Raw genomic sequence first — 24,551 nt, 5'->3', positions numbered from 1 at the left:
ATGGGTCTTAATGGATTTCTACATCCTTGACGATGTAGTCGCCGTCCATCGTCTCATCAAAAAATTCTTCGACCTGTGGGTGTCGCACAGGTTCGCCGCTGTCATCTTTTTCCAGATTTTGCTCCGAGACATAAGCAATATATTCACTTTCCGCATTTTCAGCGAGAAGGTGATAAAAAGGCTGGTCTTTGCTTGGGCGTGCTTCCTCGGGAATTGACTCCCACCACTCATCTGTATTGTCGAATGTGGGATCAACGTCGAACACTATGCCACGGAACGGGTACAGGCGGTGACGTACGACCTGTCCAATTCTAAATTTCGCGGTTCTAATTGTCTCCATAATCCACCAAGCTTTCGCAGAAACTGTATCTTGTCAGGGCGCCTTAAAGGTCATGTTGCGCACTTGTTGTCAAGTTATATAGCGCAGCAAAGAGGCAAGAGGCAGCACAAACCGATCAAAATGTGATGTTTGCAGATGAATAGCTCCTCACAATTCATTGATATGCACATTTGCAAGGTTGAGGAGTGTCCGTGGTCACTCCCCATAGTTGGTTATCTGTAAGTCTCTGCCAATTCGGGATCTTTGGAAATCACAAGATCTGCTAGGTCACAGATCACTTTTGCCTGTTTCCACGTTGCGTCATCTTGCATTTTGCCGTCCAGCATCACCGCGCCGGTGCCGTCGGGCATTGCTTCCAAAATTCGGCGAGCGAACTTCACTTCTTCCGGCTCTGGGGAGAAAACTGATTTTGCGATACCAATCTGGCTTGGGTGCAGGGTCCATGTTCCAAGGCAGCCCATGAGGAATGAGTTGCGGAACTGGGCTTCACAAGCAGCCGCATCGCTGAAGTCCCCAAACGGGCCGTAAAATGGTTTGATGCCTGCGGCGAGACAGGCGTCGACCATCTTGGCGACGGTGTAATGCCACAGATCCTGCTGGTAACGGGTCCGCGGTGCATCACCGTTTGCATCTGCAAGGACTTGATAGTCCGGATGGCCTCCGCCGACACGGGTTGTTTTCATGCCGCGCGAGGCTGCAAGATCAGCAGGGCCAAGGCTCATGCCATGCATGCGCGGGCTGGCTGTGGCGATGGCTTCCACATTGTTCACGCCTTCAGCGGTTTCTAAGATAGCGTGAATCTGGATTGGCTTTGTGACGCCTGCCTTGGCTTCGAGCTGAGCAAGCAGCTGATCCAGATAGTGAATGTCCCAGGGACCATTCACCTTCGGGAGCATGATCACGTCTAGCTTATTGCCGCAGCGGGTTACGATCTCCGTGATATCGTCCAGTACCCACGGACTTTCCAGTGAGTTGATGCGGGTCCAGAGTTTTGTCGAGCCAAAGTCGTTGTCATTGGCCATCTGGATGAAGCCTTCGCGGGCATTGAGCTTTTCATCTGCCGGAATAGCGTCTTCCAGATTGCCGAGAATAACGTCCACCTGAGAAATCATCTGCGGAACTTTGGCGCGCATCTTCTCGATGTGTGGTGGAACGAAGTGGATCATGCGTTCCAGCGCAACAGGTGGCTCCGTGAATGGTGTCGGAGCACCAATAGCCAGAGGTTTAAAGTAGGAACGATAGGTTTTCATCTGGCAAGCTCCCTCCCGAGCTGAAATAGGAATTCTGGGAGAGAGTATACAGATTATTGTGCGGTGCAAAATCACCTTTTTGGGCTAACTTATGAACCGGCTAAACCCACTTCTTCATAAACCACATCCACTGTGAAGGTTCTTCGCGGATCCATTCTTCAAACTGATCGTGTATGGCTTGGGTTGTGGTGATTGCGTCCTGTTCGCGGTCACCGGTGCGCGCCACAGGGATTTCTTTGCCGACTAACTCGAAGCGTGAGCCACTTGTGCGGCGGGATCTTATGGCGATGAGGCGCTTGTTCATGCTGCGGGCAAGCGCTGCCGGGATGTGTGTAGCTGCTGCTGTTTGATTGAAGAAATCAACCCTAACGCCGCGGTAATCACGCACATCAGCCACAAACGCAACAGAGCCCTTGTTCCGCAGGATCGAAACAAGTTTTGAGCCAGTGGAATGGCTTTTGCTGTAAAGGCCAAGTTTGTAAAGAGACTCGCGCTGCCTGAGCAGATAGTCTTCGGAATATGGGTTCTTAAGGCGCTGGTAGATTCCTGCCACTGGCATTCCACAATCATCAGCTTGGCTGGCAATCACCTCCCAGTTGCCATAGTGCATGGTGACGATAACCGCTCCTTCGCCAATGGACTCTTCGAGGACCTCCGGATTCACGCAGATGACTCGGCTTGGGTCTTTGTTAATCTTGGAGAGCAAAACGGTTTCTGCAGCGACACGGCCCAGGTTTTCCCACATATCCCGAATAATTTTATCGGCTTCATTGTGCGTCATCTCGGGATAGGCAGCCATGATGTGCGCTTTTGCGCGGGCATGCCTGTGGGTCATTGGTGCAATCACGCGCCATGTATTTCCCATAAAAGCGGAGGCCCAATCAAGTGGCATGGAGCCCAGAATTCCGCCAAAAAATTTTAAGGCCAGCCATTCAGCACGAAACTTAAGCTTCTGTTGGCGTGAAAGGGGGCGACGCTTCTTTTTAGATTTCATATTGGCCTTTGGAGAGATGGAGCTGTCCACTTCCGATTACTCGCATACTATAGTGTCGTAGTTGCCGGTATGCCAACCTCCATAGATTGGCTATATACGCATAACTCGGTGATGGTGATTAGCCAATCAGTATTTCAAAAGCAACTTATTCTCCAGTTGGATGCGGAGAACATCAAGAAAAATTGCATGGAGAAATGGTTTAGATGCTCAATGTCGTGAATTTGGCGATGCCATTTTTTCTTTTGATCTTCCTTGGGTTTGTTTCTGGTCGCCGTGCAAAGCTGTCACGGGATGGTTTGGCATGGATGAACTTCTTTGTGGTTTATCTGGCTCTTCCGGCCTTGTTTTTCCAGTTGCTTTCCGAAACCCCAGTGGAAGAGTTGGCCACGTTTGATTTTGTGGCTGTGACTACATTTTCCACCTTTGTGATGTTTGTGCTGGCTTATTCTATCGCTAGATTTATCCTGCGTGGGAGTATTGGCGAAGCGACCATTCAGGCGTTGGTGGGCTCGTATTCCAACATCGGTTATATGGGGCCGGGAGTGACGCTTGCTGTGCTCGGGGCAGGCGCGGCTGTGCCGACGGCTTTGATCCTGTGTTTTGATACGATCCTATTGTTTATTCTTGTGCCGATGATGATGTCCATTGGCGGCTCGCAGAATGTCAAAGTGGGCCCGCTGGCCTTGGAGATTGTCAAGAAGATCGTGACCCATCCCTTTATTCTGGCGGTGTTTGCCGGTGTTTTGGCAGCTGCGATCGAGTTCAAGCCTCCGGTAGCCATTGATCAGACAATCTCGTTTTTGCGGCAAGCAGCTGCGCCATGCGCGTTGTTTGCCATGGGGGTGACCATTGCGCTGCAACCAAGCCGTAGAACAGCGAAAGAGTTGCCCGTCCTGCTTTTGATCAAGCTGGTGCTGCATCCAATTCTTGTATTTGTTTTGCTGGAATGGATTGGCGGGGTTGATAGTCTTTGGATCTCAACTGCGCTCTTGATGGCGGCGCTGCCGCCAGCTGCGAATGTGTATGTGCTGGCGCAACACTATTCCAGTTATGTGGAACGCGCTTCCACGGCCGTGCTTTATGGAACGTTGGCATCGGTTATCACGCTGCCAACGCTTATTTACCTCATTCAGTCAGGAATTTTAGTACCTTAATTGTCTTGAGCGCGCATGAGTGTTGGCAGGCTCCAGGAAGGAGCAATGCCTTCGCGCATGAGCAGGCGGCGCACGAGCGGGATTCTGGAGGCTGTATAAAGCCCGAGAGAACGTAACATCTGCACCGGCAGAGCATCCGTCAGAAGGGAACGGTTGAGCAGGTCGACAGCCGTTGTGCGGCTGAGAACGTCCGCTTTGCGGCTGCGGTCGTATTTTTGCAACAGCTCAGCTGATCCCATGTCCGCATTGGTGTGTTTTGCCTTGGCCAGCAGCTCAGTGGCAACGGCAACGTCGCGCAAAGACAGGTTCAAGCCTTGTGCTCCGATTGGCGGGAAGGCGTGGGCAGCTTCACCCATGAGCAGGGAGCGGTTGCCGCTCATGTGAACGGCTGTCAGGCCGGAGAGCGGATAGACCTGACGCGGGCTTGCCAGCTTCAAAGAGCCCAGAACGAATTGGCTGAGCTTTTCCAGCTCTGCCTCAAGCGCAGTATCTTTGTAGTTGTTGAGCTCTTCTGCCCTCTCGGGCGTTTCCACATAGACCAGTGACGAGGACTTGCCCGGCAGCGGGACCATGGTGAATGGGCCGGTTTTGCGATGGAACTCGGTGGAAATGTTGAAGTGCGGCAGGTCGTGCTTGAGGTTGAGAACGAGAGCCGCCTGAGGGTACTTCCAGTTCTTGGTTTCAATACCGGCGGAGCGACGGACAACGGAGTTGCGGCCATCTGCGCCGATTACCACCTGACAAGCCAGGCTTGGTGTGTTGCTGAGTTCAATGGTGGCTTTGTGATCGTTGCTCTTGACAGTTTTTATCGTGTCTTCAACAAGCTCAATGAACTCGTTTTTCTTTACGAGGTCAAACAGGACCCGGTTCAGGTCTTTGTTGAGGATATTGTAGCCAAAAGCGGGTAGATCCAGTTCTGCTGCGGAGAATGTGGTTTCTGGCGCGCGTATCAGGCGGTCGGTGCCATCGATCAGGCGCATCTTTTCGAGTGGCGTGAATGCGGATCGCAGGTCATCCCAGATGCCTATATTGTCGAGAAACTGACGTGAGGCATCCATGAGAGCGGTGGTGCGGGCATCGTTGAAGTTGACGGGAGGTCCGACAAGGACGGTTTTCAGTCCACTGCCAGCAAGGGCAAGTGCTGCGATCATACCTGCCGGTCCGGTGCCGATTACAGCGCAATCGTAAGTCTTTTCCTGCGCAGGCGTGGGGGCTTTGTTTTTGCCTTTGGTGCTGTCAGATGCAAGATTGGCTGCCATTTTCTCATTCCGCATTCAGTTTGCGTTCTATTACCAGAGTATCTAGGGGATAAAACCTACCGGTTTCAAGGTACTACACGCGGATAGTCCCCCAATGAAAGGGGATAGCTTTCGCTGCGCCAGCTTCACCATGTCGCAGCCACCAACTTAAATTTGAACTAAATCAATGTCGCATTGGGATTACTACTGGTCTATTAGAGAAGCTGCATGAAGTGCACAGGTTCCAGAACCGCTGGAATTTCGCAGGTTCTGTTTGATTTAGAGGTTGTTTATGTCAACTACCAGTCCAAAACCGGATTTTCAGTTGTCCTACCGGCTTCCTTACATCCTTTTGGGTGGTGCGGTGGTTTTGGGTTGGGTTTATCTGGGAGCGATGGTCCTGGACATGATCGCCCGCATGGATATGGGCGAGATGGGTCCGGGCATGGAGCTGTTCAATCAGTTCAACATGTTCAAAGGCCTGCCGGAACATGTGCGCGTACAGCTGGCCTCCCTGTGCCTGCCGCTGGCGCAAGAAGCGTTTGGAATGCCTGCGCTGGCCAACATGGGGCTCTACGACTACTTTCTGCTGTTTGTGATGTGGTTCATGATGGTGCTGGCGATGATGCTGCCGAGTGCTATGCCAATGCTTCAAACATACCATGAAGCCCGTCGCGACAAGTCCATCTATGTAGTGGCTGGTGGGTATCTGTCAGTTTGGGCGGCATTTTCTGCTGTGGCAACGGTTGCGCAAGGTATTCTGCACCAACTGGGCGTGCTTAGTCCGATGATGTTGCCGGTTTTTTCTACGCTGACGATCACAACGGTGTTTGCGGCCGCGATCTATCAGTTTACGCCTGCCAAACAGGCCTGTCTTGACCGGTGCCGAACACCTAATGTTGCATTGGCGGTGCATTCAGGTGAGCAGAAGCAAAATGCCTTCCAATTTGGAATCGAACAAGGTTTGTACTGTCTGGGGTGTTGCTGGGCACTAATGGTGCTCATGTTTGCAGTGGGAATCATGAATATTATCTGGATCGCGCTGCTTGGTCTCATAATGACACTTGAAAAAAAGAGCAAAACACCGTTTACAAGCTATGGAATAGGTATCGCGCTTCTGCTATGGGGCGGTGCAAACATATATTTCGCTCAGGCAGACTTACCTCTTATTGAAGTTTTGGGCGATAGATTGTTCTAAGTGGTACCTTCACTTAAAGAATAACAAAGGACCCAAAGTTGACCGGTTCGACAAACCCCCGGCTGTTCCTCATTCATGTTCTCACCGCATTGGGAGCACCCATTGCGTTGCTTGCGCTTGTCGCTGGAGCCAATGGCAATCTGCCTATGATGTTTTTCTGGCTCTGGGTGGCACTTGTTGTCGACGGGCTGGATGGTCCTTTAGCGCGAAAATTTCTTATTCAGACGCGCCTGCCGCGCTGGAACGGGGTGATTCTGGATCTGGTGATCGATTACTCGACCTACGTTTTCCTGCCTGCTTTTGCACTTTATCAAAGCGGATTGCTCTCTGAGTTTTGGGGCCTGTTGGCCGGTGCAGTTATCGTCTTTACCGGCGCGATCTACTTTGCTGACGGTAATATGAAGACTGAATCTGGCGGTTTTCTAGGCTTTCCGGGTGTCTGGAACATGGTCATTGTGGTGCTGGTCGCGCTGCAGTCGCCGCCATGGATCATTCTTGGTGTGGTTGTGCTTTGCTCGGTCCTGACCTTTGCTCCCGTTGAATTTGTGCATCCGGTGCGCACCGTCAAGTGGCGCCTGTTGACCCTCAGCATTCTCACTGTCTGGAGCGTTGCGCTCGCTTTGGCGCTTTACCAGGGGTTTGTGATTGAAAGCTGGCTGTTTGTCCTGATCACTGTGACCAGCCTATATCTGTTTTGTGTTGGTGCCGTGCATCAGGTGTTTCGAAAGCTCTGACGCACTTCACACTCCTTGAGACAGCTTGCTTGTTTGTTTTCTCGCCCGGCCTTTTGGTCGGGCGTTTTGCATTTTGGGCTGCGTATTTCTGCTTAGCTGGTATGATTGGGGCAAGTTGCTTGCAAGTTGCGGGCAATCTGGTCAAACTCCGCAGCTGATGTATCTAAAGGAGCAAGAAAATGGTCTGGGCCGTACGCGTTGAGAAAGCTGGTGATCCCTCAGTTCTTTCCTATGAGGAGGTTGATCTGCCAGAGCCGAAGGCGGGCGAGGTTCGTATTCGCCACACTGCCATTGGTCTCAATTTCATTGATACTTATTTCCGCTCAGGCCTTTATCCTGCTCCAGGGGATGGACCATTTACTCCTGGAAATGAAGGTGCTGGCGTTGTTGTTGCCCTTGGTGAGGGGGTGAGTAATGTTTCTGTGGGGGACCGGGTGGCCTATGCAGGGCCGCTGGGTGCTTACAGTGAAGAACGGAACATTCCTGCCAGTGTACTTGTCAAAATCCCCGAGGGGGTGACTGATGAGCAAGCTGCCAGCTCAATGCTGAAGGGTATGACGGCGTGCTATCTGCTTAAAAAAACCTTTAAGGTGACTTCAGATACCACATTGCTGTTCCATGCTGCAGCGGGAGGGGTTGGTTTGATTGCAGGGCAGTGGGCTTCTTCACTTGGAGCAACTGTTATCGGCACGGTCAGTTCGGAAGAAAAAGCGCAGCTCGCGGCTGCAAACGGCTATGCGTACGTAATCAACTACAAGACTGAGGATTGGGTTGCTCGCGTGCGTACGATTACGGGTGGGCGCCTGTGCGATGTAGTTTATGACAGTGTGGGCAAAGATACATTCCCAGCCTCACTAGATTGCATTAGACCGCGTGGATTGTGGTGTACCTTTGGCCAGTCTTCAGGCCCGTTGCCCGACATCAACTTTGGAATGCTGGCGCAAAGAGGCTCCTTGTTTGCGACCCGGCCAAGCCTGTTCCACTATATTGCTGAGCGGTGGGAGCTTGAGGAGACGGCTGCCGATCTTTTCTCGGTCATTGCAGATGGAACGGTCAAGATCCAGATCAATCAACACTACAAACTGAAGGATATTGCGCAGGCGCACTGGGATCTTGAAGGTCGCAAAACTACCGGTGCCACCGTCATTTTGCCCTAATAGGCAATGGAATCTGAACACAGGGAGAGCAGATGGACCGGTCGCGGTATCTTTACGGCCCAGCGCTGCGCTATTTTGCTGCAGCAGCGGAGGAAAGCTCCATCCGGGCGGCTGCGCGTAAGCTAAATGTGGCCTCATCCGCAGTTAATAGGCAGATATTGGGGCTGGAAAAACAGCTAGGAATGGAGCTGTTTGAGCGTGTGGGGCGCGGGATCCGGCTTTCGCCTGCAGGAGAGATTCTGCTCGCGCATATCCGGCGCACCCTGTCCGACTTGGAGGCCACGGGCGACGAACTTGATGCACTTAAAGGGCTTCGGCGCGGTGTGGTTTCCATTGCAACGGTTGAAAGTGTGACCGAAGCTCTTTTGCCAGAAGTGATTGCCCGATTCCATGAACAGCATAGCGGCATTCATGTCGACGTTCAGGTGATGGGCGGCGAGCGGGTTGTTGAGGCTGTTGAGAAAGCTGAAGTGGATGTGGGGCTTACATTTGAACCACCGGACATAGATGCGTTGAATGTAACCTACAAGAAATCGCTGCAGATTGGGGCGATTGTTGCGCCAAGCCATCCTTTGGCTGGCCGAGACCAGCTCAGCCTTGCGCAGTGTTTCGATTATCCGGTTGCGCTGCCTGCACCGGGAATTTCGATCCGTTCGCAACTGGATGTGGCGCTTTCTCATGGTTCGATCAGTCGGCAGAGCAGTGTGGAGGCGAACTCTTTGCGGTTCATGAAGCATTTGGTGCGTTCAGGAAAAATGATTGCGTTTCAAACTGCAGTTGGGCTTGAAGAAGAGCTGGCAAGCAACCGGCTGTTGTTCAAACCTCTTCGCGATGAGCAACTGGCGCAGGCACATTTATGCGTCATTACCTCGTCTTTGCGCGGGCTTGCATTGGCACCCGACATATTTCTTCAGCAAACTGTAGCAATTTTAGAAAATATTCTTTCACCATCCGTTGCCTAAATGGCATCAGTGAGTGCTCTTTTTTGTTCTTTTGTTATCACCCAATTAGGTGCACCTTGTAGTTTCACTTATATATCAGCATCTGTTGTAGATGTCATTTGGCAGGCGAGGAAGCTATGGGGCGTTTGACCACCCACGTTTTAGACAGTGCTCAGGGAAAACCTGCAGCGGGGCTGCGGGTTGTACTGATGCATGTGGATGGGGACCGCTTCACAAAACTCAGCGAATTCATCACCAATGCTGATGGCCGTGTGGACGGGCCTTTGCTGGAAGGTGATCGCATGATTGCTGGCTCCTATGAGCTCCAGTTTCATGCTGGCGATTATCTACGTGGTGAGGGCCTCTCGCTTCCAGAGCCCGCATTCCTTGATGTTGTGCCGATTCGCTTTGGTGTTGCAGATACCAGCAGTCATTATCATGTGCCGCTTTTGCTCTCGCCGTTTGGCTACACCACGTACCGGGGGAGCTGAGCTGATGCGTACGACACTCCGTTTTTTGCGTAAAGGGATTGTGGTTGAGTTGGACCAGTTTGAGCCGACGACCACGCTTCTTGACTATCTGCGGCTTCAAGAGCGTTCCACTGGCACTAAGGAAGGGTGTAATGAGGGTGATTGCGGTGCGTGCACCGTTGCGCTTGGGCGTTTGCGCGATGGCAAGTTGGTGTACGAGCCAGTGAACAGTTGCATCTTGATGCTTGGGCAGATTGATGGCTGTGAGTTGGTCACGGTTGAGGATCTGGAAGGACCAGACGGACTGCACCCTGTGCAACAGGCGCTTGTTGATCTTCACGGCTCCCAGTGCGGGTTTTGTACACCCGGTTTCGTGATGAGCCTGTTTACGCTTTATCATGCCCGCACGCCTGGTCTGACCCGTCAGGATGTGAACACGTGGCTCGCAGGTAATTTGTGCCGGTGCACCGGATACAGACCAATTGTGGATGCGGCGTTGGACGCCTGCCGTGCTGGTCTGAACGATGCATTTGCTGCCCGTGCGGCGGAGACAGAAGGCAAACTGGCGGCGCTTCACGACTCGCAGGATATGCGTGTGGGCGATGAAGAGCGCTTCTTCTTTGCGCCGTGCAGCTTCCAGAGTCTTCTGGAGACCTATGGAAAACATCCCGATGCCACGTTGCTTTCCGGTGCCACGGATGTGGGGCTTTGGGTGACCAAAGACCTGCGGGATTTACCGAAGATTATCTTTCTGGGCCGCGTGGCTGGTCTGAGCACATGTTATGAGGATGAGCAAGGCATCCGGATTGGTGCAGGGGCCTCCTATACGGTTTCGGAAGAGTTCCTGAAGTCCATTGATCCTGATCTTGATGTGGTGATTAGCCGGATTGGTTCCAAGCAGGTGCGCGCATCGGGTACGGTTGGTGGGAACATTGCCAATGGGTCGCCCATCGGCGATATGCCGCCGATGTTGATTGCTCTTGGGGCGGAGATTGAACTGCAGAGCATTCGTGGGCGTCGCAATCTAGCGTTGGAGAGTTTCTTCATCGACTATGGCAAGCAGGATATCGGCGAGGGCGAGGTGCTGACGTCGATCAGTGTACCGCGACTGGCTGAAGATGAGCAGTTCAGAGCTTATAAGATTTCGAAACGGTTTGATCAGGACATCTCTGCAGTGATGGCTGCGTTTTGTCTGAGCGTCAAAGAAGGCGTGGTTGAAAGCGCACGTATTGCGTATGGTGGTATGGCGGGCATTCCCAAACGGGCGAGTGGAGCTGAGGCGGCTCTTGTGGGGGCTGAGCTTCATGATCCTGGTAGCTGGGAGCGCGCGCTACGCGCTATCGAAAATGATTTCAGCCCGCTTAGTGACATGCGCGCCTCTGCCTCTTACAGGTGTGATGTGGCGTGTGGGCTCTTGGAGAAAGCCCTTGTGGAGATAGCAGCAAAGTCGAGCCAGCACACGCGGGTCCACGGGCAACGTGAACTCGATGCGGGAGGCGCACATGTCAACTGATCTTCTCGAGAAAACAAAGGGACGCGTGTCGTCTTCCCACGTGGTTGGGAAAGCCCTTGAGCATGATAGTGCGCAAAAGCATGTGTCTGGCAAGGCAACCTATGTGGATGACATTATCGAGCCCCATGGCACACTCCATGTGGCGCCTGGGTATGAGGCAGATGCGGTGTGTGGCCGGATCACCAAGGTTGATCTGAGCGCAGTCAGAGGGGCACCCGGTGTTGTAGCTGTCCTGGATGCCTCTGACATTCCGGGTGTGAATGATTGTTCGCCTGTCGCCGGGGATGATCCAGTTCTGGCCACTGACAGGATTGTGTTTCATGGTCAGCTGATCTTTCTTGTGGTGGCCGAGACACGCCTTCAAGCCCGCAAAGCTGCGCGGCTTGCACACATTGAGGTTGAGGAAGAAACGCCGTTAGTGAGCGTTGCTGATGCTCTTAAGGCGGAGCAGACGGTTCTTCCGGACTATGAATTTCGCCGTGGTTCGCCCGAGCAAACTATTGCACAGTCAGAGCTAACGCTGAAAAGCCGTCTGGAGATGGGTGGGCAGGAGCATTTTTATTTAGAAGGACAGGTGGCTTTTGCATTTCCTGGTGAAGATGGCGACATGCTTGTGCAATCTTCCACCCAGCACCCAACTGAAGTACAGCACACTGTTGCAAAGGTGCTTGGTCTTGATGACGGTGCGGTGACGGTAGAAGTGCGGCGGATGGGCGGCGCGTTTGGTGGCAAGGAAGCTCAGGCCAACCAATGGGCTGCGCTGGCTGCGCTTGCTGCGCACGCAACGGGGCGGCCTTGCAAGTGCAGGCTGGACCGTGATGACGATATGATCCTGACAGGAAAACGCCATGACTTCATGGTTGATTTGGCTGCGGGTTATGATGGTTCCGGCAAGATTGAGGCAGTTCAAATCGATCTGCACTCCCGATGCGGTTGCTCGGCGGATCTGTCGCTCGGGATCAATGACCGTGCCATGTTCCACTCCGATAATAGTTACTATTATCCGCAGGTGCTTATCCGATCCAAGCGTTTGAAAACAAACACAGTTTCCAATACGGCGTTTCGCGGGTTCGGCGGTCCACAAGGGATGCTCTCCTGTGAGCGTTTGATGGATGGAATTGCGATCCAGTTGGGGCTGGACCCATTGGATGTGCGCAAGGCGAATTTTTATCGCGAAGATGCCAATACTACGCCCTATGGTCAGTCGGTGGATGAGTATGATGTTTTGGCGAAGCTGGTTGATCAGCTGGAACGCAGTTCTGATTACCGGGCGCGCCGTAAAGCGGTTGAGGCATTTAACGCTGATAATACGGTGCTGAAGAAAGGGATTGCACTCACTCCGGTGAAATTCGGCATTGCCTTTACCCTGACGCATTTGAATCAGGCCGGGGCGCTCCTGCATCTTTATCGTGATGGGTCAGTGCATTTGAACCATGGCGGCACGGAGATGGGGCAGGGTCTTTATCAGAAGGTTGCTCAGATTGCAGCAACCGAGATGGGTGTCAGCCTGAGTAAAGTGAAGATTACGGCGACCAACACATCCAAGGTGGCGAACACTTCGCCGACAGCGGCGTCATCCGGTGCGGATCTCAATGGTATGGCGACGGCCATTGCCTGTCGTGAAATTGTTGGCCGGCTTAAAACCTTTGCCGCGGGTCACTTTGAGGTGTCTGAAGAGGACATCACCTTACGCGATGACCAAATGCTGATTGGCGGAGAGCCGAAGCTTTCGATCAAAGCGCTGGCCCACCTAGCCTATGAACACCGCATTCAAATGTCTTCCTCCGGCTTCTACAAGACACCGGAAATCGTCTGGGATCGTGCGCAGGTAAAAGGGCATCCGTTCTTGTACTATGCTTATGGTGCCTCCTGTTCTGAGGTGGTGATTGATACGCTGACGGGTGAGATGAAAGTGGAACGGGTGGATGTGCTGCATGATGTTGGCACGTCGCTCAATCCGGCCCTGGATATGGGCCAGATTGAAGGTGGTTTTGTGCAGGGGATGGGCTGGTTGACCACGGAGGAGCTTTGGTTCGATAAGGCTGGGCATTTGAAGACCCATGCGCCCTCGACCTACAAAATCCCGACGGCCTCCGATGTGCCTGAGATCTTCAACGTGGCCCTCTATGAAAGTGAGGGCAATCCGGCGCCAACCATTTACCGTTCGAAGGCGGTTGGGGAGCCGCCGCTCATGCTACCGATCTCGGTGTTTTGTGCGATCAATGATGCGATTTCCAGTCTCAATAAGGGCGTTTTGCCGAAGCTGGATGCGCCTGCAACGCCTGAAGCGATCTTGAAAGCTGTAAAAGCGATCAAGGCGGGAGAGGGTGCGTAATGTTGGTTTGGGGTGAGGTTCTGTCTGCGCTTGATGCTACCGGGCGATGCGTGCTGGTGAGTATCGTGGATGTTGCCGGGTCTTCTCCCCGAGAGGTTGGAGCGCGGATGGTTGTACGCCCTGATATGTCCTTTAAGGGAACTATCGGCGGTGGCCGGCTCGAATTTGATGTTTTGCATGAAGCTGTTTCATTGATGAAGAGCGATTCTGCGAACTTCCAAACCCGGTCTTATGCACTCGGTCCAGACCTTGGACAATGCTGTGGCGGCCGTGTTGAGATTGCATTTGAGCAATTTTTCCTCAATTTCCGTGATATTGCACAAGACTTTTCCACAAAAGAATGTATGGGAATTTTTTCAACCACTGCAAATATTTGCAGTTCCGGGTCGGTTGAAAGGCATGTATTACCCCCCGCAATGAGCAGCTCTGAATCGGCAGAAATTGTTCTAAATCAAGGCAAATTGACGGAGAGGTTCGGGGAGGACCGGCCCCATCTTTATCTGTTTGGCGCAGGGCATGTTGGCAAGGCATTGGTGCTTGCGATGGCTCCTTTGGGCTTCCGGATTAGTTGGATTGATGAACGGAATGAAATTTTTCCTAAATATCTACCTTCCAATATCCGCTGCATTCATCTAAACGAGCCCCAAGTCATCGTAAAAAACCTTGAACCGGGAAACTATGTCATCGTAATGACCCATGATCATAAACGTGATCATGCTATAGTAGATGCTGCTGTTCGAAGAACTGATCTGGCATTTATTGGATTGATAGGCAGTGCAACCAAGCGCGCGCGAACACTTAAACGGTTCAAAGACTCCGGAATATCGGAGGCGCAGAGCAAACAGCTTGTTTGTCCGGTCGGAATTACTGAGATTAAAAGCAAAAAGCCGTCTGATATTGCAATTTCCATTGCCGCTCAACTTCTAGTGGTCAAGGAAAAACAGATAAGCAATGCTCAGGGAGGCTTTCGTTTTGCTTCTTAGGTTCAAGGAGAACGTCTTGATCTGATTTTTGTTGGGGAACGGGTAACACGATGGAAAATGGGCAGAGGTCCAGCTCGGTGGCAGAGGGCGCGGATCTCATAGAAGCCAAGGGTATTACCAAGAGATTTGGCGATATTCTAGCGAACGACACTGTCGATCTCGCCATTAAGCAAGGAGAAATCCATGCATTGCTTGGCGAAAATGGAGCGGGTAAATCCACGCTTGTAAAAATTCTCTACGGCGCTCTAGAACCGGGTGCGGGAGAGATCCTGTGGAAGGGAAAACGCGTTTCAATCTCAAATCCTGCTGCTGCCCGAAAGCTGGGCGTTGGTATGGTGTTCCAGCACTTCTCCTTGTTTGAAGCGCTGAGTGTGGTTGAAAATATCGCGCTGGCTCTTCCAAAGGGTGAAAAAATAGAGGCTCTTTCCAGACGTATTTCTGAGGTTTCCCAAAAGTATGGCCTTCCACTGGATCCAGCAGCGCTTGTTGCAGATCTCCCGGTTGGCATCCGTCAGCGTATTGAAATTGTGCGTTGCCTTTTGCAGAACCCCAGTCTCATCATCATGGACGAGCCCACGTCGGTCTTAACACCGCAGGAAGCAGATCAGCTGTTTATCACGTTGCAGCGTCTGGCGTCTGAAGGCTGTGCGATCCTTTACATCTCCCACCGTTTGGAGGAGGTGAAGCGGATCTGTCATCACGCCACGATCATGCGTCATGGCCGAGTGGTTGGCGAGTGTGATCCTGCCCAGGAAACGCCAGCCAGCCTTGCACGTATGATGGTGGGCGGAGATGTGCATGACATTTCGGCAAGCTCAACTGAAGCGCAGCCGGGTGATGTGATGCTGGAACTGCGCAACCTTTCGCTGCCATCGGATGGTGCGTTTGGTATTGCGCTTAAGAACATCAATCTGGAGCTGCGCGGCGGCGAGGTTGTTGCTGTTGCCGGGATTGCGGCAAACGGTCAAAGCGAGCTGTTTGATGCGATCTCCGGTGAAACACAGGTTAAGGACGCTTATGCCGTTGAGATTTGTGGTGTGCCTGTTGGCAAGCGCAAGATCAACGCCCGTCGTTTGCTTGGCTCGGCGTTTGTTCCTGAAGAGCGTTTGGGCCACGGGGCTGTTCCGGGCTTTGTACTTTCCGACAATATCCTGCTGACGCGCTACAAGTCCGATCCCAAACTGATCCGCAATGGCATGCTCAATCAGAAGCTTGCGACGGAAATGGAAAAGCGGATTACGGCTACCTACGATGTCCGCATGTCCCACGATAATCCAGAGGCACGTTCGCTTTCTGGCGGCAACCTACAAAAGTTTGTAGTTGGCCGCGAATTGGATAGAGCGCCGAAGGTTCTGGTGATCAACCAACCAACATGGGGCGTTGATGCAGGCGCTGCGGCGCTAATCCGTCAGGCGATAATTGATCTGGCGCGCAGCGGCTCTGCCATACTGGTGATCTCTCAGGATCTTGATGAGATCTATGAGGTTGCCGACCGCATTGCGGTGATTTCGCGCGGTGAGCTTTCTGAGGCTGAACCTTCTGCTGATATGACCCGCGAAAAGATCGGTCTTCTGATGGCGGGTATGGGTGAAGGGCAAGCTTCCTCCTCCAAAGTGAAAGAGGTTGAAGCTCATGCGTATTGAACTTGAAAAACGCGCTGAACACTCTCAGCTGATGACCGTTGTTTCTCCGCTGATCGCCATTGGCCTGACGCTTGTGTGCGGCTCCATCTTGTTTGTCAGCATGGGCTACAGCCCTGTTGAAGCACTTTATGCTTATTTCGTCGAGCCTCTGACCACCAGCTGGTCCATTGAAGAGCTGCTGGTGAAGGCCGGGCCGTTGGTTCTGATTGCCGTTGGTCTGTCGGTCTGTTTCCTGTCCAACTCATGGAACATTGGGGCTGAAGGGCAGTTCACCATGGGTGCGCTGGCTGGCTCCGTTATTCCGGTTCTTTTTTACGACTTCACCGGTCCAATGGCGCTGCCGCTAATGGTTCTGATGGGCATTCTGGGCGGTATGGCGTGGGCGTCCATTCCGGCGTTTTTGAAAGTTCGGTTTGGTACCAACGAGATCCTCACCAGCCTGATGCTCGTTTACATCGCACAGTACATTCTGGATTTTCTTGTTCGTGGACCATGGCGTGACCCAGATGGCTACAATTTCCCGGAAAGCCGGATTTTTGATGCTGCTCACGTGCTGCCGAAGATCGGTGAAGGGCGTTTGCACATCGGCATGATCTTTGCGGTTGTAGCCGTTCTTGTGGTCTGGTGGATGTTGTCGCGCACGCTTAAGGGCTTTGAGATTAAAGTGATGGGCGAGACACCACGTGCGGGTCGGTTTGCGGGCTTTTCCAGCAAGGGGGTTGTCTGGTTCGGGTTCCTCGTTTCCGGCGGTTTGGCGGGACTTGCAGGTATGGCGGAAGTGTCTGGCTCCATTGAGCAGCTGACGCCTGTTATCTCTCCGGGCTACGGCTTTACGGCAATTATCGTGGCGTTTCTTGGCCGCCTGAATCCTATCGGCATTTTGTTTGCTGGGTTGTTGTTGGGGCTGTCTTACATTGGCGGTGAAGCTGCTCAGGTGAGCCTTGGACTGACTGACAAGATCACCCGCGTATTCCAGGGGATGTTGCTGTTCTTCGTGCTCGCATGTGACACGCTCATTCTTTACAGGTTCAAGTTTGTTTCCAACGCCAACCGGGTGAAGGAGGCAGCCAATGTCTGATCTTTCCATGATTGAAGCTGTCCTTCTGACCATCATCACCGCTTCCACTCCGCTGTTGCTTGCTGCAATTGGTGAGTTGGTGGTGGAGCGTTCCGGCGTGCTCAACCTTGGGGTTGAGGGGATGATGATTGTGGGCGCTGTGATGGGCTTTGCGGCGACACAGGCGACCGGCTCGCCATACATCGGCATTGTCGCAGCTATGATCTCCGGCGTTGCCATGAGCGTGCTGTTTGGCTTTTTGACGCTGAACCTGATGACAAATCAGGTGGCAACAGGTCTTGCTCTGACTATTCTGGGGCTTGGGCTGTCGGGCATGGTTGGGGAAGCCTTTATTGGGCAGCCGGGCATTAGTCTGCAGCCGATTGCAATTCCGGGGCTTTCTGCCATTCCGTTTATCGGGCCGTTGCTGTTCAATCAGGACATTCTGGTTTACGCATCATATGGGCTGGTGATCGGGGTTTACTTTGTGCTGTTCCGGTCGCGTACGGGTCTGATCATCCGTGCGGTTGGTGACAATCACGGCTCGGCGCATTCTCTGGGATATTCCGTTATCAAGGTGCGCTATCTGGCGGTGATGTTTGGTGGGGCTTGTTCCGGTCTTGCCGGTGCCTACCTGTCGCTGATCTATACTCCGCAGTGGGTTGAGGGTATGACGGCAGGGCGTGGCTGGATTGCGCTGGCTCTGGTGGTGTTTGCCAGTTGGCGCCCGGCACGGGTGCTGGTTGGGGCATATCTGTTTGGCGCCGTTTCCATTTTGCAGTTCCATGCGCAGGCTGCCGGCATTGGGTTGCCAACCCAATTCATGTCTGCCTTGCCGTATCTGGCGACCATTATCGTATTGATCATCATTTCGCGCAGTAAGACGCTGGCCAAGGTGAATACACCGGCCTGTTTGGGCAAGCCGTTTGTGCCTGATCGCTAGAAAGAACTGTTTTGGCCAATGCTCTTTCAGTGGCATTGGCCAGATTGCAATACTCGACCTTCTTAAAATTGAGGGCGAGCGCATAATGACAACAGAGACTTTGGTATTTGCTGGCCAAATCAAGGGGCATTGTTGTGCAGATCGCGGAAACCTGCCCGCACTGGAATAAAAGATCGCATCTTTTTTGCGAGATACAAAAAATGCAGGAAACAACTTGATAGCGCACAAATGCGCAGAACGGGCTTCGGGTTTGTTCCTATCGTGTTTGCTTGGCGCCGTCGTTCATCTGGTTCTTTAAGGAGCATTCCGCTGCGCTTGTCAGGGCGTTGCGCAGCTGGAGTGCAGGTCAACCTATAAGGGGGAGCGCACAATGCGCACTATCTTTAAACTGGCAGCAACTGCTGCAGTTGCACTTGGTCTTTCCGCAGGGGCTTCCAGCGCGGCTGATCCACTGAAAGTGGGTTTTATCTATGTTGGTCCGGTTTCTGACCACGGCTGGTCTTATCAGCACGATCAGGGCCGTCAGGCGATTGAAAAGCACTTTGGCGACAAAGTTGAAACCACCTACATCGAGAGCGTGCCGGAAGGTGCGGATGCTGAGCGCGCAATTGAGCGTCTGGCCCGTTCCGGTCACGAGCTGATCTTCACCACTTCCTTCGGTTACATGAACCCAACCTTGAAGGTCGCGCGCAAGTTCCCGAAAGTGAAGTTTGAGCATGCGACCGGCTACAAGCAGGCGAAGAACGTTTCTTCTTACGGCGCACGCTTCTATGAAGGTCGTTATGTTCTGGGGCAGATCGCTGCCAAGATCTCCAAGACCGGCACTGCAGGTTACATCGGCTCTTTCCCGATTCCTGAAGTTGTACGTGGCATCAACTCCTTCATGCTGGGTGCGCAGACTGTGAACCCTGACTTCAAGATCAAGACAATTTGGGTGAACTCCTGGTACGATCCGGGCCGCGAAGCGGATGCTGCTAAAGCGTTGATTGATCAGGGCGTTGACATCATGGTTCAGCATACAGATTCTCCAGCGCCGCTGCAGGTTGCTGAAGAGCGTGGCATCATGGGCTTTGGTCAGGCTTCCGACATGATCAAGTTTGCGCCGAAGTCACAGGCAACTGCGATCGTTGACGATTGGTCCGCTTATTACATCTCCCGCGTACAAGCTGTGATGGACGGTAACTGGAAGGGCCAGGACACCTGGGGTGGAATGGATGCTGAAATGGTTCACATGGCACCGTTCACCAACATCCCACAGGATGTTGCGGATGAAGCAGCAAAAACCATGGCTGCAATCAAGTCCGGTGAGCTGAAGCCATTTACCGGCCCAATCACCAAGCAGGACGGTTCCATGTTCCTTGAAGCTGGCGCAACTGCTGAAGATGGTGCGCTGCTCTCCATGAACTTTTACGTTAAAGGCATCGACGACCAGCTGCCAAAGTAAGCCGGAAGCTTTGTCTTCCCAGAAGAGTGCCGCTGTTTTTATGGCACTTTTCCCAATTTTTGCAGTGGGGGGTAACTCCCACTGCCCACGTATTTCAATTGAACTTAAAAGAACAAGACAATGACAGCCACTTTCCTTAGTGAATGGCTCAATCTGCTTTTCCGCTGGTTTCACTTGATTGTGGGCGTGGGCTGGATTGGGACCTCGTTTTATTTTATGGCACTGGACCTTTCCTTACGTAAACGGGAGGGGCAGGCACCGGGCATTTTAGGTAGCGCATGGGAAGTTCATGGCGGCGGCTTTTATAATGTCGAGAAATACATGGTTGCCCCCAAGGAACTGCCGAAAGACCTGATCTGGTATAAGTGGGATGCCTATCTCACCTGGGTTTCCGGTTTTGCACTTCTAACGGTTCAGTACTACTTCAACGCCTCGGTTTATCTCATTGATCCTGAGGTGATGCGGCTTTTGCCAGCAGAGGCGATTGCGATTTCAGTGGTATCGCTCCTTGCCGGATGGCTGGTTTATGACCGGTTGTGCCGGTCTCCGATCGGGCAGAATACGCCATTGCTGGCGGCATGCCTGCTGGTGATCATTTTGGCGGCGACCTATGGGTATGCGCAGGTCTTTTCAGGCCGGGGCGTTTTGATCCATGTGGGCGCGCTGATCGGGACCATTATGGCCTTCAACGTGTTTATGGTGATTATTCCAAACCAGAAGAAGATTGTAGCGGCGCTCTTGGCGGGGCGTGAACCTGATGCGAGGCTTGGGGCAATTGGCAAGCAGCGCTCGGTTCACAACAACTATCTGACGCTGCCGGTTCTTTTGCTGATGGTTTCCAACCACTACCCATTACTTACGGGCCACGGGCAGCCGGTTTTGGTGGTGGCCCTGATCCTTGTGATGGGTGGTATGGTTCGTCACTTCATCAATCGCCACGATGCTCATGACAATTTTGCTAATTTTTGGTGGGCGCTGCCTGTGGCAGCAGTCAGTCTGATTACAGCGGTGATTGTGACAACACCAGAGAAACTGGTTGGAGGTGCAGTTGTTTCTGATGCGCAAGCCTTGGAGATTGTGCAGATGCACTGTGCGGACTGCCATAGCGCGACGCCGACCAATGATGCGTTTGTTGAGGCACCAATGAATATTGAGTTGGACAGTATTGCGAATTTGCGGCGCTACAACATTTTGATCATGGCGCAGGCGGTGCGGTCTACTGCGATGCCTTTGGGAAATGAGAAAGGTATGACCGAGCAAGAACGTGCGCTTTTGGGCGCATGGCTGCAAGGTCACTGAGGTATTTGGGATGGGGACATTTTCTCTGGATGAGGTGAACCAGTTTACGCAGGACACTTTCGTTGAGGTGTTTGGCAATGTGGCCGAACATTCTCCGTGGGTGGCAGTTGTTGCACAGCGGTCGGCGCCTTTTACTTCTCGCGAGGCTCTCATCGAGGCCTTTACTCAAGCTTTGCAAGCAGCGGATGAAGGCAGCAAGCTCGCGTTGATCCGGGCACACCCTGATCTTGCAGGGAAAGCAGCGCGCGCCGGAGAAATGGCGCAAGCTTCAGTTGATGAACAGGCAGGTGCCGGTCTTGACCTGCTCAATAATGCTGAATATGAGCAGTTCACCGAGCTAAATGAAGCCTATAAATCCCGCTATGGATTTCCGTTCATTTTTGCGGTGAAAGGTGCGGACAAACATCAGATCCTGGAGGCTTTTCGGGTGCGTCTTCAAAACTCTTTGGAGGAGGAGTTTGCTGAGGCGTTACGGCAGGTTTGCCGTATTTTCCGATTTCGTCTGGAAGATATGATTATCGAAGGTGCGGCTTCGGGCGACTAAACATTTCTGTCGCTTTGGGACTTGCATGTATGCTTGATGCGCAATAATCCACCGGAACAGGGCTGTGTAAGTGATAATAGGCTTGCAACCAGCACAGTGATCCATTGGATTAGCAAGGCTATAAAATTCAAAGGGAGTGTTCATGAAGGCCGCGATAGAAAGCCGGTTTGCGGAGCAGGTTGAGTTCCTGCGCGAATTGGTCCAGGTGCCTAGCGATAACCCGCCGGGGGATACGGAGCGCCACGCATTGCGGACTGCTGAGCTGCTTGAAGGCCTAGGCTTTGCCGTTGAAAAACATCCGGTGCCAGAACCGTTTGTGCGTCAGAACGGGATGGTGTCCGTCACCAATCTGATTGTGCGTGAGACATTTGGCAACGGATTGGGACCAGTGATTGCGCTCAACGCCCATGGGGATGTTGTGCCTCCGGGAGAAGGCTGGTCGAAGGAGCCTTATGGCGCCGAGATTGAAGATGGTGCGCTTTATGGCCGTGGTGCGGCTGTGTCCAAAGGTGATTTTGCGACTTATGCTTTTGCGCTTCTAGCTCTTCGCGAATATGCGGATGAGCTGGAAGGCTCTGTGGAGCTGCATCTGACCTATGATGAGGAAACAGGCGGCTTTGTAGGCCCAAAATGGCTTCTCGAGCAAGGGCTGACCAAGCCAGACTATGCGATTTCCGCCGGGTTTTCCTATGCCGCCACGACGGCTCACAATGGCTGTTTGCATATGGAAGTGATCTTCCGTGGCCGGCAGGCCCATGCGGCGATGCCGGAGAATGGTGCTGATGCCTTGCAGGCGGCAACGCCTGTTCTTGCGGCAATCTATTGCGAGCGGGAGCGTTTGAAGTCTGTCTCCAGCGTGCAGGAGGGCATTGGTTCACCGCAGATCACTGTCGGGCTGATTTCAGGCGGCATCAACACCAATGTGGTGCCGGACCGGGTTTCGCTGCGCATTGACCGGCGGCTGATCCCTGAAGAGAGCGGCGAGCAGGTGGAAGAGCAGCTTATTGAGCTGATTGAATCTGTGGTGCCGGCAGATCGCGGTGTGGAAGTGGAGTGCCGGCGTATCATGATCGCTGAGCCTTTGCGCGAGCTACCGGGCGCCAAAAAACTGGTGGAAGCGTTGAAATGGCCGGCCAAAGAGGTTTTGGGCATTGATCTGAAAGCCACCGGTGCACCGCTCTACACGGATGCGCGCCATTATGCGGAGGCAGGTATTCCAACGGTGCTTTATGGCGCAGGGCCGCGTTCTATTCCAGAGGCTAATGCGCATGGCGCTGATGAGCACCTTCAACTATCTGACCTGAAGGCGGCGACAATTATTGTGGCCGACGCCTTGAAGACCTTGCTGCGATAAATGAAAAGCCCGGGTTGTTCCGGGCTTTTTGATGTTAGGGGTGACAGTGCTGGTCGTCAGCTTGGCGAGACTGGTTTGAGCCAGACCCTCAGGTCTCCGGTGCTTTCAAAGCCTGCCTGTAAGGCGTGTTCTAGGGCTTGGCCGCGGGTGTAGCCGACAACTGGCTTTTGTGGGCGCCATGTTTGCAGGAGCTGCGCCATTTCATGGTAGGTATGCGGGCACAACGTATTGGCAAAGACATTGGAAAGCCCGGTTGCGTGTCCGCAATCGTTACCTATGAAGCCTTTCGTGTAACTGCCTGCCTGCTTATAGCCCCAAAAGGTGATCTCGGTATCGTCCAGCAGATTTGAGGGAAACATGGTCTGTGCGGTTTGATTGCCACCGTCCTTCCATGCTGCCTCCCAGTGTTTCAACTGGCTTGGCGTGGCGACTTTCTCCCAACCGGTGGTGTTTACGTCGCCTCTCTCGTCAAAACGAAACCAGTTTGCGTCAAAAAGCTGCAGAAAGCCTGAGTTGGCCAGCGGCAGATCTGCAAAGCTGTCCTTGACGTAAAGATCAAAGTGGGCGCTACCGGCAAGCTTGTTGATTGGATCTGGTGATGTGGCCGGATTCAGCGTGACGATGCTTGAGTAAAATGGCAGGGGCTGGACGGTGCACTGAAACAGGCCCTTTGAAACCTCAAAGGCAATGCCGTGGGCCTTGAACATGTGCTTGTAAAGGTCCGCATTGTTTTGTGCCGCCAGCTGCTGCCTTGTTGGCTTCCCGAAGATTGTCTGTTCCACGCTTCCCGACCTCCCTTATGGCCATGCATCATAGGAGAATACGGAGCCAGATCAATAACCTGCGGCAGAGTAAGGGCCTTTGTCCTCGCGGTAGACCAAAAGGGTGCGAATGAAGGAGACAGCTTCCTCCTCGTTTTGGTCGCGGGCGACGGTTTTGATAGTCAAAATGCCTTGATCGGGTCGGGAATGGCTGGCCCGCGCCGCGAGGACTTCGCTTTCCACCCTGAAACGGTCTTGGGTATAGAAGTGGCGAGACAGCTTTGTATCGGTCCAACCAAGATTGGCCACCACACGGCCAAAGGTGGTTGTCGTTGCAGCTGTTATCAATGACAGGACATGCAGCTCGCATGCGGGCAGGCGGTCTCTGCCGTAGGTTTGTCGGGCGAACTCCGGATTGTGATAGAGCGGATGCCACTGCATGTTCTGTGCGGCGTGCTGGAGCATGGAGGAGGGATGCAGGGTGATCTGCGGTCTATGCTCAAAAACCTGACCTTTGGCAAACCCTTCAAAGAAGATGCCCGTTGTTTCCTGCAGTGAGCCGTCCTCGCGCTTGTGATAGGCGAGAAACCATGGGTTGCTGCAACTCCCCGGCAGATTGCCCCAGACCGGATGCTTGCCCTTTTTAAAGATGGTGAGCGTGTAGGTGAGGGCAGCGACTTCAACGCCTTCCTGATTGGTGCAGGATGCTTTCACCGTGACAGTACCGGTGTTGCCTGCGGTGTGGCCTACTGAAATGATCTTGCTCGTGCAATAGAGCGTATCACCGCCAAAAACGGGGGCGGTCATGGTGATCTCTTCAATTGCCACAATGCGGTCTTTGCGTGCGAAGGTCTTCCAGCTCATGCCGAAGATCCTTTGCAGTGTCAGTGTGGAGACCACCAGCGGCTTTTTGAATTCCGTTTGCGCTGCGTAATGGCCATCATAGTGCAACATTGCGGCGTTGAAGGTATCTAGCGCTTCCTGAGCATTATCCTGCTGGGAAACCGTCAGGCCAGGGCGATGGTGGAAGACCTGACCTTCTGAGAACTCCTCGAAATTCAGGCCGTAGATCTCCAGAAAACGGGTCTCTGAAAGTTGCGCATAGGCTGAATACATGGGGCGGCTCCTCTCAGCCTGTTTTGTGGTCAACCGCTTCGCGCTTTGTGTGACGGGCAGGGGGCTGGTTGTATGCTCCGGCG

General features: G+C 53.1%; 22 protein-coding genes. 16 read left to right on the top strand and 6 right to left on the bottom strand.

Annotated features, from left to right (window positions below):
* Nucleotides 1-7 precede the first annotated feature (7 nt).
* The 3 genes from hspQ to IE076_RS12285 form a co-directional block, all read right to left on the bottom strand.
* Nucleotides 8-340 carry a heat shock protein HspQ gene (gene hspQ / locus IE076_RS12295; RefSeq protein ID WP_189437100.1) on the bottom strand — a complete coding sequence of 111 codons (333 nt, stop codon included), beginning with the start codon at nucleotides 338-340 and terminating at the stop codon, nucleotides 8-10.
* Nucleotides 341-552: 212 nt separating this feature from the next.
* Nucleotides 553-1,590: an HpcH/HpaI aldolase/citrate lyase family protein gene (locus IE076_RS12290; protein ID WP_189437099.1), complete on the bottom strand. Its 1,038-nt coding sequence runs from the start codon at nucleotides 1,588-1,590 to the stop codon at nucleotides 553-555.
* Between the two features lie 100 nt (nucleotides 1,591-1,690).
* Complete coding sequence (locus IE076_RS12285) at nucleotides 1,691-2,584, bottom strand: lysophospholipid acyltransferase family protein (RefSeq protein ID WP_189437098.1); 894 nt, start codon at nucleotides 2,582-2,584, stop codon at nucleotides 1,691-1,693.
* 203 nt (nucleotides 2,585-2,787) lie between these two features.
* Between IE076_RS12285 and IE076_RS12280 the strand changes: the two genes are divergently transcribed.
* Complete coding sequence (locus IE076_RS12280) at nucleotides 2,788-3,738, top strand: AEC family transporter (RefSeq protein WP_189437097.1); 951 nt, start codon at nucleotides 2,788-2,790, stop codon at nucleotides 3,736-3,738.
* Here the strand turns inward: IE076_RS12280 and IE076_RS12275 are convergent.
* Nucleotides 3,735-4,997, bottom strand: a complete 1,263-nt coding sequence (locus tag IE076_RS12275; protein ID WP_189437096.1) for a UbiH/UbiF family hydroxylase — start codon at nucleotides 4,995-4,997, stop codon at nucleotides 3,735-3,737. The genes IE076_RS12280 and IE076_RS12275 overlap by 4 nt on opposite strands.
* 271 nt (nucleotides 4,998-5,268) lie before the next feature.
* Here IE076_RS12275 and IE076_RS12270 point away from each other — a divergent pair, with 271 nt between their 5' ends.
* From IE076_RS12270 to IE076_RS12200, 15 genes are all read left to right on the top strand, one after another.
* The gene (locus IE076_RS12270; protein WP_209009067.1) at nucleotides 5,269-6,174 is read left to right on the top strand and encodes a DUF2182 domain-containing protein; all 906 of its coding nucleotides are present in this window, start codon (nucleotides 5,269-5,271) and stop codon (nucleotides 6,172-6,174) included.
* 38 nt (nucleotides 6,175-6,212) lie between these two features.
* A complete protein-coding gene (locus IE076_RS12265; RefSeq protein WP_189437095.1) occupies nucleotides 6,213-6,908 on the top strand; it encodes a CDP-alcohol phosphatidyltransferase family protein in 696 nt (231 codons plus the stop codon).
* A 179-nt stretch (nucleotides 6,909-7,087) separates the two neighbouring features.
* Nucleotides 7,088-8,065, top strand: coding sequence for a quinone oxidoreductase family protein (locus IE076_RS12260; protein ID WP_189437094.1), 978 nt, complete (start codon nucleotides 7,088-7,090; stop codon nucleotides 8,063-8,065).
* 32 nt (nucleotides 8,066-8,097) lie between these two features.
* On the top strand, nucleotides 8,098-9,027 hold the full coding sequence (locus tag IE076_RS12255) for a LysR family transcriptional regulator (protein WP_189437093.1): 930 nt from the start codon (nucleotides 8,098-8,100) through the stop codon (nucleotides 9,025-9,027).
* 116 nt (nucleotides 9,028-9,143) lie between these two features.
* Nucleotides 9,144-9,497 (top strand): hydroxyisourate hydrolase, encoded by a 354-nt coding sequence (gene uraH / locus IE076_RS12250; protein ID WP_189437092.1) that lies wholly within the window; start codon nucleotides 9,144-9,146, stop codon nucleotides 9,495-9,497.
* Nucleotides 9,498-9,501: 4 nt separating this feature from the next.
* Nucleotides 9,502-10,989 carry a xanthine dehydrogenase small subunit gene (gene xdhA, locus IE076_RS12245; RefSeq protein WP_189437091.1) on the top strand — a complete coding sequence of 496 codons (1,488 nt, stop codon included), beginning with the start codon at nucleotides 9,502-9,504 and terminating at the stop codon, nucleotides 10,987-10,989.
* The gene (xdhB, locus tag IE076_RS12240; protein WP_189437090.1) at nucleotides 10,979-13,324 is read left to right on the top strand and encodes a xanthine dehydrogenase molybdopterin binding subunit; all 2,346 of its coding nucleotides are present in this window, start codon (nucleotides 10,979-10,981) and stop codon (nucleotides 13,322-13,324) included. Before xdhA ends, xdhB begins: the two co-directional genes overlap by 11 nt.
* The gene (xdhC, locus tag IE076_RS12235; protein WP_189437089.1) at nucleotides 13,324-14,307 is read left to right on the top strand and encodes a xanthine dehydrogenase accessory protein XdhC; all 984 of its coding nucleotides are present in this window, start codon (nucleotides 13,324-13,326) and stop codon (nucleotides 14,305-14,307) included. Before xdhB ends, xdhC begins: the two co-directional genes overlap by 1 nt.
* Nucleotides 14,308-14,357: 50 nt before the next feature.
* The gene (locus IE076_RS12230) at nucleotides 14,358-15,950 is read left to right on the top strand and encodes an ABC transporter ATP-binding protein (protein ID WP_189437088.1); all 1,593 of its coding nucleotides are present in this window, start codon (nucleotides 14,358-14,360) and stop codon (nucleotides 15,948-15,950) included.
* Nucleotides 15,940-17,028, top strand: coding sequence for an ABC transporter permease (locus IE076_RS12225; protein WP_189437087.1), 1,089 nt, complete (start codon nucleotides 15,940-15,942; stop codon nucleotides 17,026-17,028). The genes IE076_RS12230 and IE076_RS12225 overlap by 11 nt, the downstream gene beginning before the upstream one ends.
* Nucleotides 17,021-17,950: an ABC transporter permease gene (locus tag IE076_RS12220; RefSeq protein ID WP_189437086.1), complete on the top strand. Its 930-nt coding sequence runs from the start codon at nucleotides 17,021-17,023 to the stop codon at nucleotides 17,948-17,950. Before IE076_RS12225 ends, IE076_RS12220 begins: the two co-directional genes overlap by 8 nt.
* Before the next feature lie 370 nt (nucleotides 17,951-18,320).
* On the top strand, nucleotides 18,321-19,394 hold the full coding sequence (locus tag IE076_RS12215) for a BMP family ABC transporter substrate-binding protein (protein ID WP_189437085.1): 1,074 nt from the start codon (nucleotides 18,321-18,323) through the stop codon (nucleotides 19,392-19,394).
* Nucleotides 19,395-19,514: 120 nt separating this feature from the next.
* On the top strand, nucleotides 19,515-20,693 hold the full coding sequence (locus IE076_RS12210) for a urate hydroxylase PuuD (protein WP_189437084.1): 1,179 nt from the start codon (nucleotides 19,515-19,517) through the stop codon (nucleotides 20,691-20,693).
* A 10-nt stretch (nucleotides 20,694-20,703) separates the two neighbouring features.
* Nucleotides 20,704-21,237 carry a 2-oxo-4-hydroxy-4-carboxy-5-ureidoimidazoline decarboxylase gene (uraD, locus tag IE076_RS12205; protein ID WP_189437083.1) on the top strand — a complete coding sequence of 178 codons (534 nt, stop codon included), beginning with the start codon at nucleotides 20,704-20,706 and terminating at the stop codon, nucleotides 21,235-21,237.
* Between the two features lie 142 nt (nucleotides 21,238-21,379).
* Nucleotides 21,380-22,591: an ArgE/DapE family deacylase gene (locus IE076_RS12200; RefSeq protein ID WP_189437082.1), complete on the top strand. Its 1,212-nt coding sequence runs from the start codon at nucleotides 21,380-21,382 to the stop codon at nucleotides 22,589-22,591.
* A gap of 56 nt (nucleotides 22,592-22,647) precedes the next feature.
* Here the strand turns inward: IE076_RS12200 and IE076_RS12195 are convergent, their stop codons facing one another.
* On the bottom strand, nucleotides 22,648-23,373 hold the full coding sequence (locus IE076_RS12195; protein ID WP_189437081.1) for a hypothetical protein: 726 nt from the start codon (nucleotides 23,371-23,373) through the stop codon (nucleotides 22,648-22,650).
* Nucleotides 23,374-23,424: 51 nt separating this feature from the next.
* Entirely contained in the window at nucleotides 23,425-24,468 is a 1,044-nt protein-coding gene (locus IE076_RS12190) for a MaoC family dehydratase (protein ID WP_189437080.1), read from the bottom strand.
* Between the last annotated feature and the right edge of the window lie 83 nt (nucleotides 24,469-24,551).

Source organism: Pseudovibrio japonicus (assembly GCF_014651595.1).
Classification (GTDB): Bacteria; Pseudomonadota; Alphaproteobacteria; order Rhizobiales; family Stappiaceae; genus Pseudovibrio; species Pseudovibrio japonicus.
The sequence above is the reverse complement of the archived record's forward strand: the minus strand, read 5'-3'. Positions and strand labels throughout refer to the sequence as shown.

Coding starts and splice junctions, on each gene's coding strand:
- IE076_RS12190 (WP_189437080.1), bottom strand. CDS start 24,468: ATGTATTCAGCCTATGCGCAACTTTCAGAGACCCGTTTTCTGGAGATC.
- IE076_RS12260 (WP_189437094.1), top strand. CDS start 7,088: ATGGTCTGGGCCGTACGCGTTGAGAAAGCTGGTGATCCCTCAGTTCTT.
- IE076_RS12210 (WP_189437084.1), top strand. CDS start 19,515: ATGACAGCCACTTTCCTTAGTGAATGGCTCAATCTGCTTTTCCGCTGG.
- IE076_RS12215 (WP_189437085.1), top strand. CDS start 18,321: ATGCGCACTATCTTTAAACTGGCAGCAACTGCTGCAGTTGCACTTGGT.
- IE076_RS12270 (WP_209009067.1), top strand. CDS start 5,269: ATGTCAACTACCAGTCCAAAACCGGATTTTCAGTTGTCCTACCGGCTT.
- xdhA (WP_189437091.1), top strand. CDS start 9,502: ATGCGTACGACACTCCGTTTTTTGCGTAAAGGGATTGTGGTTGAGTTG.
- IE076_RS12275 (WP_189437096.1), bottom strand. CDS start 4,997: ATGGCAGCCAATCTTGCATCTGACAGCACCAAAGGCAAAAACAAAGCC.
- uraD (WP_189437083.1), top strand. CDS start 20,704: ATGGGGACATTTTCTCTGGATGAGGTGAACCAGTTTACGCAGGACACT.
- IE076_RS12200 (WP_189437082.1), top strand. CDS start 21,380: ATGAAGGCCGCGATAGAAAGCCGGTTTGCGGAGCAGGTTGAGTTCCTG.
- IE076_RS12285 (WP_189437098.1), bottom strand. CDS start 2,584: ATGAAATCTAAAAAGAAGCGTCGCCCCCTTTCACGCCAACAGAAGCTT.
- xdhC (WP_189437089.1), top strand. CDS start 13,324: ATGTTGGTTTGGGGTGAGGTTCTGTCTGCGCTTGATGCTACCGGGCGA.
- IE076_RS12220 (WP_189437086.1), top strand. CDS start 17,021: ATGTCTGATCTTTCCATGATTGAAGCTGTCCTTCTGACCATCATCACC.
- hspQ (WP_189437100.1), bottom strand. CDS start 340: ATGGAGACAATTAGAACCGCGAAATTTAGAATTGGACAGGTCGTACGT.
- IE076_RS12230 (WP_189437088.1), top strand. CDS start 14,358: ATGGAAAATGGGCAGAGGTCCAGCTCGGTGGCAGAGGGCGCGGATCTC.
- IE076_RS12280 (WP_189437097.1), top strand. CDS start 2,788: ATGCTCAATGTCGTGAATTTGGCGATGCCATTTTTTCTTTTGATCTTC.
- IE076_RS12255 (WP_189437093.1), top strand. CDS start 8,098: ATGGACCGGTCGCGGTATCTTTACGGCCCAGCGCTGCGCTATTTTGCT.
- xdhB (WP_189437090.1), top strand. CDS start 10,979: ATGTCAACTGATCTTCTCGAGAAAACAAAGGGACGCGTGTCGTCTTCC.
- uraH (WP_189437092.1), top strand. CDS start 9,144: ATGGGGCGTTTGACCACCCACGTTTTAGACAGTGCTCAGGGAAAACCT.
- IE076_RS12290 (WP_189437099.1), bottom strand. CDS start 1,590: ATGAAAACCTATCGTTCCTACTTTAAACCTCTGGCTATTGGTGCTCCG.
- IE076_RS12225 (WP_189437087.1), top strand. CDS start 15,940: ATGCGTATTGAACTTGAAAAACGCGCTGAACACTCTCAGCTGATGACC.